17 protein-coding genes are annotated in these 14,828 nt (G+C 72.0%); 7 read left to right on the top strand and 10 right to left on the bottom strand.

The genetic code is table 11. The features are described 5' to 3' along the window. Window positions 1-99: 99 nt before the first annotated feature. Both rpmB and KAG51_RS13590 read left to right on the top strand, forming a co-directional pair. A complete protein-coding gene (gene rpmB / locus KAG51_RS13595; protein ID WP_290584381.1) occupies window positions 100-285 on the top strand; it encodes a 50S ribosomal protein L28 in 186 nt (61 codons plus the stop codon). A 60-nt stretch (window positions 286-345) separates the two neighbouring features. Beyond that, entirely contained in the window at window positions 346-1,767 is a 1,422-nt protein-coding gene (locus KAG51_RS13590; protein WP_290584380.1) for an amidase, read from the top strand. Window positions 1,768-1,803: 36 nt separating this feature from the next. On the opposite strand, the gene KAG51_RS13585 is transcribed toward KAG51_RS13590, so the two are convergent. After that, window positions 1,804-2,787 carry a thiamine-phosphate kinase gene (locus KAG51_RS13585; RefSeq protein ID WP_290584379.1) on the bottom strand — a complete coding sequence of 328 codons (984 nt, stop codon included), beginning with the start codon at window positions 2,785-2,787 and terminating at the stop codon, window positions 1,804-1,806. 83 nt (window positions 2,788-2,870) lie between these two features. Here KAG51_RS13585 and KAG51_RS13580 point away from each other — a divergent pair, with 83 nt between their 5' ends. Continuing rightward, on the top strand, window positions 2,871-3,107 hold the full coding sequence (locus tag KAG51_RS13580; protein WP_290584378.1) for an Lrp/AsnC ligand binding domain-containing protein: 237 nt from the start codon (window positions 2,871-2,873) through the stop codon (window positions 3,105-3,107). A 16-nt stretch (window positions 3,108-3,123) separates the two neighbouring features. Here the strand turns inward: KAG51_RS13580 and KAG51_RS13575 are convergent, their stop codons facing one another. Continuing rightward, entirely contained in the window at window positions 3,124-4,185 is a 1,062-nt protein-coding gene (locus tag KAG51_RS13575) for a D-alanine--D-alanine ligase family protein (RefSeq protein WP_290584377.1), read from the bottom strand. 48 nt (window positions 4,186-4,233) lie between these two features. Here KAG51_RS13575 and KAG51_RS13570 point away from each other — a divergent pair, with 48 nt between their 5' ends. Then, window positions 4,234-5,361, top strand: a complete 1,128-nt coding sequence (locus tag KAG51_RS13570) for a PLP-dependent transferase (RefSeq protein ID WP_290584376.1) — start codon at window positions 4,234-4,236, stop codon at window positions 5,359-5,361. On the opposite strand, the gene KAG51_RS13565 is transcribed toward KAG51_RS13570, so the two are convergent. Continuing rightward, entirely contained in the window at window positions 5,337-6,338 is a 1,002-nt protein-coding gene (locus tag KAG51_RS13565; RefSeq protein ID WP_290584375.1) for an NAD(P)H-dependent glycerol-3-phosphate dehydrogenase, read from the bottom strand. The two genes, KAG51_RS13570 and KAG51_RS13565, sit on opposite strands and share 25 nt — an antisense overlap. Then, a complete protein-coding gene (locus tag KAG51_RS13560) occupies window positions 6,338-7,126 on the bottom strand; it encodes a lysophospholipid acyltransferase family protein (protein ID WP_290584374.1) in 789 nt (262 codons plus the stop codon). The genes KAG51_RS13565 and KAG51_RS13560 overlap by 1 nt, the downstream gene beginning before the upstream one ends. 30 nt (window positions 7,127-7,156) lie before the next feature. On the opposite strand from KAG51_RS13560, the gene KAG51_RS13555 reads away from it, so the two are divergent. Beyond that, window positions 7,157-7,504, top strand: a complete 348-nt coding sequence (locus KAG51_RS13555; RefSeq protein WP_290584373.1) for a hypothetical protein — start codon at window positions 7,157-7,159, stop codon at window positions 7,502-7,504. Here KAG51_RS13555 and KAG51_RS13550 read toward each other — a convergent pair. Then, window positions 7,491-8,678 (bottom strand): MFS transporter, encoded by a 1,188-nt coding sequence (locus KAG51_RS13550; protein ID WP_290584372.1) that lies wholly within the window; start codon window positions 8,676-8,678, stop codon window positions 7,491-7,493. The two genes, KAG51_RS13555 and KAG51_RS13550, sit on opposite strands and share 14 nt — an antisense overlap. A 23-nt stretch (window positions 8,679-8,701) precedes the next feature. On the opposite strand from KAG51_RS13550, the gene KAG51_RS13545 reads away from it, so the two are divergent. Beyond that, entirely contained in the window at window positions 8,702-9,262 is a 561-nt protein-coding gene (locus KAG51_RS13545; RefSeq protein ID WP_290584371.1) for a TetR/AcrR family transcriptional regulator, read from the top strand. 58 nt (window positions 9,263-9,320) lie between these two features. Here the strand turns inward: KAG51_RS13545 and leuD are convergent, their stop codons facing one another. Continuing rightward, on the bottom strand, window positions 9,321-9,920 hold the full coding sequence (gene leuD, locus KAG51_RS13540) for a 3-isopropylmalate dehydratase small subunit (protein WP_290584370.1): 600 nt from the start codon (window positions 9,918-9,920) through the stop codon (window positions 9,321-9,323). 3 nt (window positions 9,921-9,923) lie between these two features. Then, window positions 9,924-11,345, bottom strand: coding sequence for a 3-isopropylmalate dehydratase large subunit (leuC, locus tag KAG51_RS13535; RefSeq protein WP_290584369.1), 1,422 nt, complete (start codon window positions 11,343-11,345; stop codon window positions 9,924-9,926). A gap of 138 nt (window positions 11,346-11,483) precedes the next feature. On the opposite strand from leuC, the gene KAG51_RS13530 reads away from it, so the two are divergent. Next, the gene (locus tag KAG51_RS13530; RefSeq protein WP_290584368.1) at window positions 11,484-12,200 is read left to right on the top strand and encodes an IclR family transcriptional regulator; all 717 of its coding nucleotides are present in this window, start codon (window positions 11,484-11,486) and stop codon (window positions 12,198-12,200) included. Between the two features lie 24 nt (window positions 12,201-12,224). On the opposite strand, the gene KAG51_RS13525 is transcribed toward KAG51_RS13530, so the two are convergent. The 3 genes from KAG51_RS13525 to KAG51_RS13515 form a co-directional block, all read right to left on the bottom strand. After that, the gene (locus KAG51_RS13525) at window positions 12,225-12,791 is read right to left on the bottom strand and encodes a hypothetical protein (RefSeq protein ID WP_290584367.1); all 567 of its coding nucleotides are present in this window, start codon (window positions 12,789-12,791) and stop codon (window positions 12,225-12,227) included. An 87-nt stretch (window positions 12,792-12,878) separates the two neighbouring features. After that, window positions 12,879-13,340, bottom strand: a complete 462-nt coding sequence (locus KAG51_RS13520; RefSeq protein WP_290584366.1) for a methylated-DNA--[protein]-cysteine S-methyltransferase — start codon at window positions 13,338-13,340, stop codon at window positions 12,879-12,881. Beyond that, window positions 13,337-14,797, bottom strand: a complete 1,461-nt coding sequence (locus KAG51_RS13515; protein ID WP_290584365.1) for an AlkA N-terminal domain-containing protein — start codon at window positions 14,795-14,797, stop codon at window positions 13,337-13,339. Before KAG51_RS13515 ends, KAG51_RS13520 begins: the two co-directional genes overlap by 4 nt. Window positions 14,798-14,828: the final 31 nt, after the last annotated feature.

The raw sequence follows: 14,828 nt of genomic DNA, 5'->3' as shown, positions 1-14,828 counted from the left end.
GCCGTGTCGTTCGGCTATTCTTGAGCGGTTGCCTGCTCGGCGGTCGTCGGCGGCAGCCCCATCTCATCATCATCTCGAGCTTCTCCAGGAGTGATCACCGTGGCAGCCGTCTGTGACGTGTGCAGCAAGGGACCCGGCTTCGGTCACAACGTCTCCCACTCGCACCGACGCACCAAGCGTCGCTTCGACCCGAACATCCAGCGCGTGCGTGCCGTCGTCGACGGCACGCCCAAGCGGGTCAACGTGTGCACCTCCTGCCTGAAGGCCGGCAAGGTCTCTCGCTGATTCGGGCCCGGCTCGGTCGTTTGCTGCTGCTGCAACTGCGTGTGACGCTACTGTCACCGTGTGACCAGCACCACGAACCGAGTCCACGCCTTCTCTGACGACGCTCTCGGCGACCTCGACGCAGTCGGGGTCGCCGAAGCCATTTCCACCGGGCAGATCAGCTCCGCCGAGGCGGTCGACGCGGCGATCGCGCGGGCCGGCGCGGTCGAGCCTCGGCTGAACGGCATCGTCACGCCCGACTTCGACCGGGCGCGGGAGACGACGAGCCGCCCGTCCTCCGGCGTCTTCGCCGGCGTCCCCACGTTCGTCAAGGACAACACCGCGGTGGCCGGTCTGCCCACCGGCCACGGTTCGGCCGCGCTGCTCGACCCCCCACGCGCCCTCGCCGACGACCCCTTCACGACCCAGCTGCTCTCGACCGGGGCGATCAATCTCGGCAAGACCTCGCTGCCGGAGTTCGGCTTCAACGCCACGACGGAGTTCCAGGAGGCCGAGCCCACCCGCAATCCCTGGCACACCGACTACTCCTGCGGCGCGTCCTCGGGCGGCTCGGCCGCACTCGTGGCCGCCGGCGTCGTGCCCTTCGCGCACGCCAACGACGGCGGCGGCTCGATCCGGATCCCCGCGGCCGCCTGCGGCCTCGTGGGACTCAAGTTCACCCGGGGGCGCGAGGTTCCCGACGCGCAGGCGAAGTCCATGCCGGTCAACATCGTGTCGAACGGCATCGTCAGCCGCAGCGTGCGCGACTCGGCCGCGTTCCTGGCGGCGGTCGACCGTCACACGCCCAACCGGGCGCTCAACCGCGTGGGGCTCGTCGAGGGCCCCTCGGACCGGCGCCTACGGGTCGGCCTGATCCTGGACTCCCTGCGCGCCACGACCGACGACGCCACGCGCGCCGCCGTCCTGGACGTCGCCGCGCGCCTGGAGAAGGACGGTCACGAGGTCGTCGAGGTTCCGCTGCCGGTCGACGAGGCGTTCGTGGACCACTTCCTGCACTACTGGGCGCTGCTGGGCTTCTCGATGCACCGCTTCGGGGGGCGCCTGCTGCACACGCAGTACGACCGCTCCCGCAACGATGCGTTGACCAAGGGCCTCGCGCGAGACTTCCTGCGCAAGCCGTGGCGCACCCCGGGCGCCATCCGGGCCCTCAAGCGGTCCGAGACGGTCTACCAGCAGGCCTTCCGTGACGCGGGGGTGGACGTCGTGCTCTCGCCCGTCGTGGGCTACACGACGCCGCTGCTGGGGCACCTGTCCCCCGCGGCCGGGTACGAGGTCATGCTGCCGCGTCTCCTGGACTACGCGTCGTTCACCCCGGCCAACAACGCCTCGGGTGGACCGGCGATCAGCCTGCCCCTGGCTCAGACCGCCGACGGCCGCCCGATCGGGATCCACTTCTCCGCGATCCACGGTGACGAGCGCACGCTCCTGGAGCTGGCCTTCGAGCTCGAGCAGTCCGTGGGCTTCGCCCGCATCACCACCTGAGGTTCCCCTCGCGAGCGGTCCTTGGCGACTGGTTCCTCAGCGGAAGTGCTCGTGGCCGGGGGCGCCGTCCCAGGGCTCCCCGTCGACCGTGACGCGCGGCTGGTCGCCCTCGGGGACGGCCACGACCGTGCCGATCCGGTCCCAGCCCTCGGGCAGGGTCGCGTCGGGCGGGAACGTGGCGGCGAGCGCGTAGTCGTCGCCACCGGTCAGGACGAAGGAGACCGGGTGACGGCCGAGGGCCTCGGCCACCGTGATGACCGCCGGCTCGATCGGCACGAGATCGGAGCTGAGGTCGATCTGGACCCCGCTGGCGCGCGCGATGTGACCGAGGTCGCCGAGCAGACCGTCGCTGACGTCGATCATGGCGGTCGCACCGGCATCGGCCGCCTCCTCGCCGGCCCCGTACGGAGGGTTGGGCACCCGATGGGCCTCGACGGCCGCCCGCGGCGACCGGAACCCCCGGCTGAGGGCAGCGAAGCCCGCGCCGGCCAGCCCGAGCACCCCGGCCACGGCGACCTGGTCACCGGCCTCGGCGTCGCTGCGGCGCACCGTGCGCGGCGCCTCCCCGAGCGCCGTGACCGCGATCGTGAGCACGTCGGACGCCGTGACGTCACCGCCCACCACGGCCACGCCGACCGCGTCACACTCCTCGACGATGCCCCGGACCAGCTCGTCGACCCACGCGACCGGCAGGTCGCCCGGCACCGCGAGCCCGATCGTGAGCGCCGTGGCCCACCCGCCCATGGCGTTCAGGTCCGACAGGTTCGAGGCCGCCGCCTTGCGGCCCACCTCGTGCGCCGTCGACCAGTCACGCCGAAAGTGTCGCTGGTCCACCAGCAGGTCGGTCGAGACGATCAGGTTGCCGTCGACGGTGATCTCCGCCGCGTCATCCCCCGGACCCACGACGACGACCTCGGTGGAGCTCAGCGCCCGGGCGATCCGATCGACCAGGGCGAACTCCCCCAGCTCGGACACCGTCTCGACGGTGAGGTCTCCCGTTCCTCCTCCGGTGCTGTTCATAGGTCCATTGTCGCGCAGGCGGGGCGCAGACCCGGGCACCGCATCCGGTAGGTTGTGCCGGTCCGCGCAACAAAGGAGTCACGATGACGGTTCAGGCCTACGTCCTGGTCCAGACCGAGGTGGGCACCGCCTCCCAGGTCGCCACGGCGATCGCCCAGATCGACGGTGTACTGACCTCGCAGGACGTCACGGGACCCTACGACGTGATCGCCCAGGTCGAGGGCCCCTCGATCGACGAGCTCGGCACCCTGGTCGTGAGCAAGATCCAGCAGACCCCCGGCATCACGCGCACCCTGACCTGCCCCGTCGTGCGGGTCTGAGTCCGGACGGCCCGCCTCAGCGAAGTCCGGTGGGCCGGCTGAGCGCCTGCTGGAGCAGCTGGTCGACGAGCTCGGCGTACGGCACCCCCGACGCTTCCCACAGCAGGGGGAACATCGACGAGGTCGTGAAGCCCGGCATCGTGTTGATCTCGTTGATCACGAGCTCCTCGCCGTCGAGGAAGAAGTCGACCCGGGCCAGGCCCTCGCCACCGATCGCCTGGAACGCCTGGAGGGCGTAGGCGCGGATGCGGTCCGAGACGGTGCGCGACAGATCGGCCGGCACGACGTTGGCGCTCGTGCCGTCGACGTACTTGGCCTCGAAGTCGTAGAAGGCGTGCGAGCCGTGCTGCACGCGGACCTCGCCCACGACACTGGCCCGTGGCGCGCCGTCGATGCCCTGGACGACGCCGCACTCGACCTCCCGAGCCCCGATCTTGCCCGCCTCGACGACGACCTTCGGGTCGAACTCACGCGCGTGGTCGATCGCCGCCGCCAAGTCGTCCCACGCGTCGACCCGGACCACGCCGGAGCTGGAACCGGCCCGCGAGGGCTTGACGAACACCGGCAGGCCCAGGGCACGGACGCGGGCCTCGATCCGAGGGCGGTCCGAGGGCCAGGCGCCGGACTCGATCGGGACGTACGGCACCTGGGGCAGCCCGGCCGCGGCGAAGACGACCTTCGCGAAGGCCTTGTCCATCCCGACGGCACTCGCGAGCACGCCAGCGCCCACGTAGCGGACGTCGGCCAGATCGAGCAGGCCCTGCAGCGTGCCGTCCTCGCCCCACGGGCCGTGCAGCAGCGGGAACACGACGTCGGCGTCGGTCACGGACTCCCACGGCACCCTCGGAGCGCTCTCGTCGACCTCGGGCAGCTGCCCGGCGGCCAGGTCGGACCAGCGCGGCTCGGCGCTGACCCAGCGTCCCGTGCGGGTGATGCCGACCGCGTGCACGTCGTACCGGGAGGTGTCGATGACCGACAGGACCTCACGCGCGGTGAGGCACGAGACTTCGTGCTCGCTGGAACGCCCGCCGTACACGAGGCAGACACGAGGGCGGGAGCCACCGGTTGAGGAACTCATCCTCAGGACCCTATCCCCGCCTACGGGCGACCTTGCACAATGGACCACATGTCAGTCCGACCGACCTCGCTCGAGACGCTCACCGTGGCTGCCGGCCGCCCGCCCCGCACTCCGGGCGGACCCTTGAACTCGCCCATCACCCTCGCCTCGGCGCTGGTGCCCGGCGGCGACTCGGAGTACGCACGGCACGGCAATCCCGGCTGGGAGGCGTTCGAGGAGGCCGTCGGCGCGCTCGAGAAGGGCCACGCGGTGTCGTTCGGCTCCGGCATGGCCGCCACCGTGGCGCTCCTGGAGCTGTTGCCGGTGGGCGCCAAGGTCGTGGCGGCCGACGGCAGCTACTACGGCACCACGGTGGAGCTCGAACGACGGGCCCGTCGCGGACTGCTCGAGCTGGAGCTCGTGGACGTCACCGACACCGAGGCGGTCATCGCCGCCGCTGCCGACGCCGCGATGGTCTGGCTGGAGTCGCCCACGAACCCCGAGCTCGACGTCGCCGACATCCGGGCCATCAGCGCCGCCGTCACGGCTCTCGGCACGGCCGTCGTGGTCGACAACACCCTGGCGACGCCCCTGCGGCAGCGTCCGCTCGACCTCGGTGCCGACTTCGTCGTGCACTCGGCCTCCAAGCTGCTCGCGGGTCACAGCGACGTCCTGATGGGCGTCGTCGTCACCCACGACGCACGGGCCGCCCGTGCGCTCCAGACCCGACGGACGTCCCTAGGGTCGGTGCCCGGGTCGCTGGAGTCCTATCTCGCGCTGCGCGGGCTGCGCACGCTCCACGTGCGCCTGGACCGGGCCGAGGAGAACGCCACCGAGATCGCGGCCCGGCTGCACGACCGCACCGACGTCGCCGGCGTGCGGTACCCGGGCTTCGGCACGATGATCGCCTTCGAGGTCGTCGCCGGGGCCGAGGCGGCCCAGCAGGCCACCGAGTCCAGCGAGGTCGTCGTGCACGCCACGAGCCTCGGGGGCGTCGAGACCTCCTGGGAGCGCCGTCGCCGGCACGCCGCCGAGCCCGAGAACGTCCCGGACTCCCTGATCCGACTGTCGGTCGGCATCGAGAACATCGAGGACGTCTGGGACGACATCGCCCGGTGCCTCGACACCGTGGTCGGCGGCGCTCCGCCCGCAGGGGCGGCGCAGCCCGAGCCTCAGCGCACCTCGGGCTGGGTCTGACGCGCGATCATCGCCTTGACCAGCTCGGTCGGGGTGATCGTGCCCTGAACCAGCGCGTCGACCGCGTCGACGATGGGCATCTCGACGCCGTGGATCGCCGCGAGCTCCTTGACCGAGGTGCAGGACTTCACGCCCTCGGCGACTTGACGCATCTGCGCTGCGGCCTCCTCCACCGTGAGGCCCTGCCCGAGCTTCTCGCCGAACGTGCGATTGCGCGACAACGGTGACGAGCACGTCGCGACGAGGTCGCCGAGGCCGGCGAGGCCGGCGAACGTCATGGGGTCGGCACCCAGCGCGGCGCCGAGCCGCCCGGTCTCGGCGAGTCCGCGAGTGATGATCGAGGCCTTGGCGTTGTCGCCGAACCCGAGCCCGACCGCGACCCCGACCGCCAGGCCGATGACGTTCTTGGTGGTGCCCCCCAGCTCGCAGCCGACCACGTCGTTGTTGGTGTAGGGGCGAAACGCCGGCGAGTGGCAGATCGTCTGCAGTCGCACCGCCGTGGCCTCGTCGGCGCAGGCCACGACACTGGCGGCGGGCTCTCGTGCGGCGATCTCGCGGGCCAGGTTCGGTCCACTGACGACCGCGATGCGTTCGGGGCCGGCACCGGTGATCTCGGCGATGACCTCGCTCATGCGCAAGTGGGTGCCGAGCTCGACACCCTTCATCAGGCTCACGAAGACGGCGTCGCCCGGCACGTGCTTGCCCCAGGCGTCCAGGTTCGCGCGCAGCTGCTGGGACGGCACCGCGAGCACGACGACCTCGGCCCCGTCGAGCACCTGCGCGGCGTCGGCGGAGGCCGAGATGGACTCCGGCAGCGCGACGCCCGGCAGGTAGTCGGGGTTCTCGTGCGTCGTGGTGATCGCCTCGCACAGCTCGCTGCGCCGGCCCCAGATGCGGACCTGGTTGCCGGCGTCGGCCAGCACCAGGGCGAATGCCGTGCCCCAGGAACCCGCTCCCATGACTGCGATCCTGGCCATCAGTGCTCCTCGGTCTCGGGCGTGCGGGGGGCGGACTCCCCCGGGTGGTCGGTCGGGGTCTCGGTGTAGCTCGACCGGGGGCGCTCGAGCGAGCGCACGTCGAACCGAGGCCCGCTCGGCAGCTCTCCCTGGATCTCGCCGAGCATCGTCGTCAGGGTGTCGACGAGCCGGTCGGTGGCCTGGTGGAGGAGGTCCTCGGTGAGCTCGCGGCCCGCGAAGTCGCTCAGGTCGATGGGATCGCCGACGTGCACGTGCACGGTCGTGCGCGGCAGGAGGCGCAGCCGCTTGGAGTAGGGCCACAGCATGTTCTGGGCGCCCCACTGCGCGACGGGCACCAGGGGCTTGCCGCTGGCCAGCGCGACCCGCACCGCGCCGGTGCGCGACGACATCGGCCAGAGGTCGGGATCGCGGGTGATCGTGCCCTCCGGGTAGATCGTGACGACCTGGCCCGCCTGCACCGCCTCGACCGCCGTGCGAAGTGACTCCGCGGCTCCCGCGGTGCTCCGGTGGACCGGGATCTGCTCGGCGCCCCGCACGATCGCCCCGATCAGGCGCACGTCGAACAACGTGTCCTTCGCGAGGTACCGCGGCGTGACGTCGTGGTCGACCATGAAGTGCGCGAGCAGGATCGGGTCGACGTGGGAGAGGTGGTTCGGAGCGAGAACGTAGCCGCCGCTCGGCAGCTTCTCTGCGCCCTGCCAGTCGCGCCGGGTCACGAGCATCAGGATCGGCCGCAGGATCCGGACCACCCGCCGCGTCGTGCGCGGCAAATTTGTCCTCCTGGCCATGCCCGAACCCTAGTACCTTGGCGATCGCACATGACGCAGGTCACTCACCTGGAGGACACCATGGCTCTGCTTCCCGGAAATCCGGCCGCTCTGCTGAACCGCGCCGACAAGGTTCTCGGCAACGTCGACGGGGTGCTGGGCCGCGTCGACGGCACCCTGTCGTCGGTCGACGAGACCCTCTCGACGGTCGGCGGCACCTTGACCGAGACGCACGAGGTGCTCACCACGACCCAGGCCACCCTGGCCGAGACGCAGGAGGCACTGACCCAGGTGCAGGCCCTGCTCACCGAGCTCGAGGACGAGATGGCCCTGCTCAAGCAGGTCCCGCAGATCGCCGAGCAGGTCGCCGCGATCCACGCCGCCGTCACGAAGGGCTGACGCACACAGCCGCGGGGCTGGCTGATCGCCACCCCGTGCGCAGCGGCGGCAACAGGGCGGCCGCCAGCATCGCGACGGCCGCCGTGACGAACGCCGGCGCGAAGCCCGCCGTCGAGGCCAGGCTGCCGACCAGCGGGGCCCCCAGGGCCTGCCCGAGCACGAGGACCACGAACAGCAGCGACGTGCCCGCCGGGGCCTGCTCGGGGTCGATGCGCGACGTCGCGGCGATCAGGGCTCCGGTCGCGGCCGTGAAGCCCCAGCCGAACGCGACGCAGGCCAGAAGGGCCCAGCCACTGCGCGACGGCGCCAGGGCGAGGACCGCGGTGGCGCCGCCGGCCACCGAGGTCCCGACGCCCCAGGCCGCGACCGGTCCGACTCCGTCCAGGAGGCGGGCCGTGCCGATGACCGCCGTGCCGCCCAGCCCGAGGGCGACCCAGGCCAGCACCGAGGTCCGCTCCGAGGCGCCGGCCCCGACCAGCACGGTGCGTCCGAAGTTCCAGACGGCCGCCGAGCCTGCCCCCATCCCGAGCGCTGCAGCGACCAGGTCGCCATGCGCCACCCACCAGGAGCGGGTGGGGACTCCCAGCCCGGCTCCGCGGGCGGCTCGCTCTCCGTCGAGCCACAGCACGGCTGCCGTCACGCCCACGGCCAACGCGGCGACGAGACCCCACGCGAGACGCCAGTTCGGCAGCAGGGCCAGAGCCAGCAGCCCCGCTGCGACCAGACCGGGCCCGGTCCCGGCGTTGACCCGCGCCTGGTCGCGCTCTCGCACGGGCGGCGCCGAGCTGCCCCTGACCAGCTGCACCATCGCCGGTGAGGCCAGACCCGCGCCGGCCGATCCGAGGATCGCCGCGATCGAGAAGACGGCCGGGTGCTGGGCCGACGCCATCGCCGCCGAGCCCACTCCGGCACTCAGTCCGGCGCCGAGCACCAGGAGCCGTGGACGTCGTCCTGCGGTGACGAAGCCGAGGACCGCGGCTGCGCAGTAGCTCGTCGAGGCGCCGGCCGACACGTATCCCGCAGCGGAGGTGCCCAAGCCCAGGTCGGCCTGGACCTCGGGCAGGAAGAGGCCGTACGCCAGCCGCACGAGTCCGTAGGTCAGGGCGATCAGGGCGGTGCCCGCGGCGACGAGAGCCGTCGGCCGCGAAGGGCCAAACGATAACGATCGTTTCATATTTGGGAGTCTAGGGTCGTGCCATGGGAATCCGCACGTCCAGCGAGACGAAGCTCCTCGACGCGGCCGAGCAGCTGTTCTTCGCGCGCGGCATCAGCGCCACGCCGATCGACGCCGTCATCGAGGCCGCAGGCGTCTCTCCCGCCACGCTCTACCGCGGCTACACGGGCAAGGACGACCTGGTCGCGGCCGTGCTGACCCGGCGGCACCAGCACTGGATGCAGGCCTGGCAGGAGGCGATCGACGGCCGCGCGAGCGTCCCGGACCGCCTCCTGGCCGTCTTCGACGCCCTCGAGGAGTTCCGGGCGCAGCCACACCCCTCGCGGTGGTGCGCGTTCCTCGGCACCGCCGCCGAGTACGTCGAACCGCCGGCTGGCGTCGACGAGGCCGTCGCGCGCGACACCGCCTCGCTGCGGGCACGCCTGTCGGAGCTCGCCGCCCCGTTCGGTGAACCGCGCGCGGCGACGCTCGTGGAGCAGGTGCTGCTGCTGGTCAGCGGCTACCTGGCGATGCGCCTGCGCGACCCCGCGCACTCGACCGAGACAGCGCGCACGATCGCCGCCGGCCTCGTGGCCGACGTCTGAGCCGTCCCCGCGATGCCACCGCAGCACTGCGGGACCGCGGCACGCGCCGCGGGCGAGGTCAGAGCGTGGCGGGCTTGAACGGCAGGCGCTTCGCCTCGTACGCCGCGATGTCGTCGTCGTGCGAGAGCGTGATCGCGATGTCGTCGAGGCCCTCGAGCAGGCGCCAGCGGGTGTAGTCGTCGATCGTGAACGAGTCCTCGATCCGGTCGACGCCCTCACCGGCGCTCACGGTGCGCGACTCCAGGTCGACCGTGACGGACGCGCCCGGGTTGGCGTCGACGTAGTCCCACAGCGCCTGCACGACCTTCTCGTCGACCTCGGCCGCGAGCAGCCCGGCCTTGCCCGAGTTGCCGCGGAAGATGTCGCCGAACCGCGAGCTGATGACGGCCTTGAACCCGTAGTTCTGCAGGGCCCACACGGCGTGCTCGCGCGAGGAGCCCGTGCCGAAGTCGGGTCCGGCCACCAGGACCGTGGCCTGCTGGTACGCGGGCTGGTTGAGCACGAAGTCGGGGTCGCCGCGCCAGGCGGCGAAGAGGCCGTCCTCGAATCCCGAACGGGTCACGCGCTTGAGGTAGACCGCGGGGATGATCTGGTCGGTGTCGACGTTGCTGCGACGCAGCGGGGCGGCGACGCCGGTGTGCGAGGTGAACTTCTCCATGATTCAGACTCCAGCCGGGACGGTGTCGGGCAGATCGGCGGGCGAGGCCAGGTGGCCGAGCACCGCGGTGGCGGCGGCGACCTCGGGCGAGACCAGGTGGGTGCGACCACCCTTGCCCTGGCGACCCTCGAAGTTGCGGTTCGAGGTCGAGGCGCTGCGCTCGCCCGGGGTCAGCGTGTCGGGGTTCATGCCCAGGCACATCGAGCAGCCGGCGCCGCGCCACTCCGCACCGGCCTCGGTGAAGATCCGGTCGAGCCCCTCCTCCTCGGCCTGCAGTCGCACCCGGACCGAGCCGGGCACGACGAGGACGCGCGTGGAGTCGGCGACCTTGCGGCCCTTGATGATGTCGGCCACGACCCGCAGGTCCTCCATGCGACCGTTGGTGCACGAGCCGATGAACACGGTGTCGATCGCGATGTCGCGCATGGGCGTGCCGGCGGTCAGGCCCATGTACTCCAGGGCCCGCTCGGCAGCGATCTTCTCGTTGGCGTCCTCGATGTCCGCCGGCACCGGCACGGACGCCGAGAGCGGCACGCCCTGACCGGGGTTGGTGCCCCACGTGACGAAGGGCGTGACCTGGGAGGCGTCGATCGTGATGGTCTTGTCGAAGTGCGCGTCGTCGTCGCTGACGAGGGAGTCCCAGTAGGCGACGGCGTCGTCCCAGGCCTGGCCCTGCGGCGCGTGGGCCCGACCCTTCAGGTACTCGTAGGTCGTGGCGTCGGGCGCGATCAGGCCGGCCTTGGCGCCCCACTCGATGCTCATGTTGCAGATCGTCATACGGGCTTCCATCGACAGCTTGCGGATGGCCTCGCCGCGGTACTCGACGATGTAGCCCTGCCCGCCGCCCGTGGTCTCCTGGGCGATCAGGGCGAGAATGAGGTCCTTCGCGGTGGTGCCGGGCTGCAGCTCCCCGGTGACCTCGACCGCCATCATCTTGGGCTTGGCCTGCGACAGCGACTGGGTGGCCAGGACGTGCTCGACCTCGCTCGTGCCGATGCCGAAGGCGATCGACCCGAAGGCGCCGTGCGTCGAGGTGTGGGAGTCGCCGCAGACGATCGTCATGCCGGGCTGGGTGAGGCCGAGCTGGGGACCCACGACATGGACGATGCCCTGGTCGATGTTGCCCATCGGGTAGAGCCGCACACCGAACTCCTCGGCGTTACGGCGCAGCGTCTCGACCTGGGTGCGGGACACGACGTCGGCGATCGGCTTGTCGAGATCGGTCGTCGGGATGTTGTGGTCCTCGGTCGCCAGCGTGAGGTCGGGGCGCCGCACGGAGCGGCCCGAGAGCCGCAGACCGTCGAACGCCTGCGGGCTCGTGACCTCGTGGATCAGGTGGAGGTCGATGAAGAGGAGGTCCGGCTCCCCCGCGGCGCTGCGGACGACGTGGTCGTCCCAGATCTTCTCGGCCAGGGTCCTGCCCATTGCTGCCACTCCCTTAGATGAAGCTGGTCTCATGTCTCGGTTGTTCTCGCATCCTTGACCTACCGCCCGCCGGAGACCCCACGCAGGGTTGGCTAACTCCTGCTTGCGTCTCACGATTCGATACGGCAGTATCAAGACATGGACAACTCTAGCGGAGTCGGGGTTCTGGACAAAGCCGCTCTGGTGCTGGCCGCCCTGGAGCCTGGCCCCGCCACGCTGGCCGGTCTGGTTGCCGCCACCGGCCTGGCCCGACCGACGGCACACCGCCTCGCCGTGGCCCTGGAGCACCACCGCCTCGTGGCGCGCGACATGCAAGGCCGCTTCATCCTCGGCCCCCGCCTCGGCGAGCTGGCCTCGGCGGCCGGTGAGGACCGGCTGCTCGCGGCCGCCGGCCCGGTGCTGGCCCGCCTGCGCGACATCACGGGCGAATCGGCCCAGCTGTTCCGGCGCCAGGGCGAGCACCGCGTCTGCGTCTCGGCCGCCGACCGACCGACCGGCCTGCGCGACTCCATCCCCGTCGGCAGCCAGCTCACGATGACCGGCGGCTCGGCCGCGCAGGTCCTGCTGGCCTGGGAGGACCCCGAACGCATGAACAAGGGCCTGCTCAAGGCCACGTTCTCGGCCGCCGAGCTGGCCGCGGTGCGGCGACGCGGGTGGGCGCAGAGCATCGGCGAGCGCGAGAGCGGCGTGGGCTCGGTGTCAGCACCCGTCCGCTCCCCCTCCGGCAAGGTCGTGGCGGCGGTCTCGGTCTCGGGCCCGCTGGAACGCCTGACCCGCCAGCCCGGTCGCATGCACGCCCCCGCCGTGGTCGCGGCCGGGGAACGCCTCTCGCAGAGCCTTCGCCGCGGTCTCTGAGTCCGCGACGCAGGCCCTGCAGGGTCAGCCGAGCTCGGTGAGGAGCTGCGCCTTCGACTTGCGCGAGTAGCCGGTGATGCCGCGCGTGCGAGCCTCGGCGCGCAGCTGCGTGACGGACCAGCTGGCGTCCGGCGTCGACGACGCCGCGGCCGGTGCCGCCGCCTTCTTCGCGGGAGCCTTCTTCGCCGGGGCCTTCGCGGCGGGTGTCTTCCTCGCGGGGGCCTTTGCCGCCGTGCCACCCGTCGCGCGCGTCACGGCAGCACGCGCGTCGCGCGCGGCTGAGGCCACTCGCGCGCCTGCCTTCTCGGCGGCGTCCTCCACGGCGTCCTCGACCTCGTCAGCGGCGTCCTCGACCTTGGTCGCGAAACGCTTGGCCTCGTCGGCGGCCTTGCGCGCCGCCTTCTTGGCCTTGGCCTTGTACTTGCCGGCCTCGGACTTGTACGAGTCGGCGAGGGCCTTGTACTTCTTGACGTCGACCTTGCGCTCCTCGAGCCGCGCCTCGAGCTTGTCGATCGTCTTCTCGTACTTCTTGACCTGGGCCTTCAGCTCCGCGATGACACTGTCGGCAGCGGACTTCTTCTTCTTCGCCATGACTCTCCTCGGGTGGATCAGGTTCACCCCATCGTGCCGCATCCAGGTGAACGCGCGGCGCCGCTGCGCGGCGCGCCCGGCTGCGCCTCAGAACAGACCGGGGCGTTCCAGCTCCAGAAGGATCTTCTTGCGCTCGACGCCGCCCGCGTAGCCCGTGAGCGTGCCGTTCGCCCCGATGACCCGGTGGCAGGGCACGACGACCGGGATCGGGTTGGCGCCGTTGGCCGCACCCACCGCGCGCGAGACGACCGGCTCGTAGCCGAGACGGGCCGCGATCTCGCCGTAGGTCGCGGTCTCGCCGAACGGGATGCGCCGCAGCTCACCCCAGACCTTCTGCTGGAACTCCGTGCCGTCGTTGGCCAGCGGGAGGTCGAACTCCTGGCGCTCGCCGGCGAAGTACTCGCCCAGCTGGCTCTCGGCGGCGTCGAGCACGGGGTCGGCGACGCGCTCGCCCCGCACCTGCGCGTCGAACTCGATGGCCGTGAGCAGGCCGGCCGAGCTGTGGAGGCGCAGGCCACCGATGGGTGAGTCCATCCAGCGTGTCGTCATGAGGTGATCCTTGTCGGTGAAGTGGCCTGGCGCCAGAGGTGCAGGCCGGCGTACGAGCGCCAGGGCGCCCAGCGGTCGGTGTCGTCGGGGGTGAGCCCACGGGCGTCGAGCTCGCGCCGCAGGACGAGATCGGTCGTGAGCAGGACGTCCGGGTCGCCCAGCCCGCGCATCAGGACGTAGTCGGCGGTCCAGGGTCCGATGCCCCGCAGCGACAGCAGGGCAGCCCGGGTGGCCCGCCGGTCGGCGCCGGGCGAGAGATCGACGTCCCCGGCCACGACGGCGCTCGCGATCGTGGCGACCGCCCGCCCCCGTGACCGCGGCATCGGGAGCGACTCCGGGTCGAGGTCGGCGAGCACCTCCACGCTCGGAAAGCTGCGCAGCAGGCCGTGCTCGACGGCGAGCCCGAGGGTGACCGGTTCACCCAGCTGCTCGGCCACGCGACCCAGCACGGTGCGGGCACCACGGACCGAGACCTGTTGACCCACGACGGTGCGGACGGCCGTCTCGACCGGATCGACGCTTCCCGGAAGACGCAGCCCCGGCACGTCGGCGACCAGGTCGGCGAGCCGCGGATCGGCCCCGAGCACCGCGTCGATCGCAACCGGGTCGGCGTCGAGGTCGAGCAGCTGCCGGCAGCGCTGGACCGCGAGCGAGGTGTCGCGGAGGTCGCTCAGCTCGAGCCGGGCCACGACGTGGTCGTCGGCCGGCGTCAGCTCCACGACCCCCGGGCCGTGTGGGAGCTGCACGACGCGGGCGTAGGTGCCCTCACGCACGGCCTCGACACCCGGGACGGCGTGGTCGTCCAGGAACTGCACGAGGCCCGTGCCGTCGAACGGGCGCCGGACCGCCAGCCGAAGCGTGAGGTATCCCGCGGCTGGCGAAGGCCGCCGACGGGCACGCAGCTCGCTCGGCGTGGCCCCGTAGACCTCGCGCATCGTGTCGTTGAACTGCCGCACCGAGGCGAAGCCGGCCGCGTGGGCGACGTCGGCCATCGTGAGCGACGTGGTCTCGACGAGCAGCCGTGCCGTGTGCGCGCGGGCGCCGCGGGCCAGGGCGAGCGGGCCCGCACCGACCTCGGCGACGAGGAGTCGGTGCACCTGGCGCGAGCTGTAGCCGAGGTGCTGCGCCAGGCCCTCGACGCCCTCGCGCTCGACCGGGCCGTCGCGGATGAGGCGCATGGCCCGGCCTGCGGCATCGGCACGGTGATCCCACTCCGGAGAACCGGGCACGGTGTCGGGCCGGCAACGCCGGCAGGCCCGGAAGCCGGCCCCGTGGGCCGCCGCGGCCGATCGGTAGAACACGACGTTGCCGGGCCTGGGCGTGACCGCCGGGCACGACGGCCGGCAGTAGATGCCCGTCGTGCGCACCGCGGTGAAGAACACGCCGTCGAACCGTGCGTCGCGGGACTGCACGGCCCGGTACTGGCGCTCGTGCTGCGGGTCGCGGACGTCGATCATGACTCCATCATGCGCCGGGAGACCGACACCG

This window comes from Aeromicrobium sp. (genome assembly GCF_023146395.1).
In the GTDB taxonomy this organism is placed as follows: Bacteria; Actinomycetota; Actinomycetes; order Propionibacteriales; family Nocardioidaceae; genus Aeromicrobium.
Note: the sequence above shows the minus strand (reverse complement) of the source record. Positions and strands in the feature narration are given on the sequence as shown.

Bases quoted from the DNA above. Each gene is read 5' to 3' on its own strand.
- KAG51_RS13585 (WP_290584379.1), bottom strand. From the start codon at position 2,787: ATGAACAGCACCGGAGGAGGAACGGGAGACCTCACCGTCGAGACGGTG.
- KAG51_RS13580 (WP_290584378.1), top strand. From the start codon at position 2,871: ATGACGGTTCAGGCCTACGTCCTGGTCCAGACCGAGGTGGGCACCGCC.
- KAG51_RS13575 (WP_290584377.1), bottom strand. From the start codon at position 4,185: ATGAGTTCCTCAACCGGTGGCTCCCGCCCTCGTGTCTGCCTCGTGTAC.
- KAG51_RS13570 (WP_290584376.1), top strand. From the start codon at position 4,234: ATGTCAGTCCGACCGACCTCGCTCGAGACGCTCACCGTGGCTGCCGGC.
- KAG51_RS13565 (WP_290584375.1), bottom strand. From the start codon at position 6,338: ATGGCCAGGATCGCAGTCATGGGAGCGGGTTCCTGGGGCACGGCATTC.
- KAG51_RS13560 (WP_290584374.1), bottom strand. From the start codon at position 7,126: ATGGCCAGGAGGACAAATTTGCCGCGCACGACGCGGCGGGTGGTCCGG.
- KAG51_RS13555 (WP_290584373.1), top strand. From the start codon at position 7,157: ATGACGCAGGTCACTCACCTGGAGGACACCATGGCTCTGCTTCCCGGA.
- KAG51_RS13550 (WP_290584372.1), bottom strand. From the start codon at position 8,678: ATGAAACGATCGTTATCGTTTGGCCCTTCGCGGCCGACGGCTCTCGTC.
- KAG51_RS13545 (WP_290584371.1), top strand. From the start codon at position 8,702: ATGGGAATCCGCACGTCCAGCGAGACGAAGCTCCTCGACGCGGCCGAG.
- leuD (WP_290584370.1), bottom strand. From the start codon at position 9,920: ATGGAGAAGTTCACCTCGCACACCGGCGTCGCCGCCCCGCTGCGTCGC.
- leuC (WP_290584369.1), bottom strand. From the start codon at position 11,345: ATGGGCAGGACCCTGGCCGAGAAGATCTGGGACGACCACGTCGTCCGC.
- KAG51_RS13530 (WP_290584368.1), top strand. From the start codon at position 11,484: ATGGACAACTCTAGCGGAGTCGGGGTTCTGGACAAAGCCGCTCTGGTG.
- KAG51_RS13525 (WP_290584367.1), bottom strand. From the start codon at position 12,791: ATGGCGAAGAAGAAGAAGTCCGCTGCCGACAGTGTCATCGCGGAGCTG.
- KAG51_RS13520 (WP_290584366.1), bottom strand. From the start codon at position 13,340: ATGACGACACGCTGGATGGACTCACCCATCGGTGGCCTGCGCCTCCAC.
- KAG51_RS13515 (WP_290584365.1), bottom strand. From the start codon at position 14,797: ATGATCGACGTCCGCGACCCGCAGCACGAGCGCCAGTACCGGGCCGTG.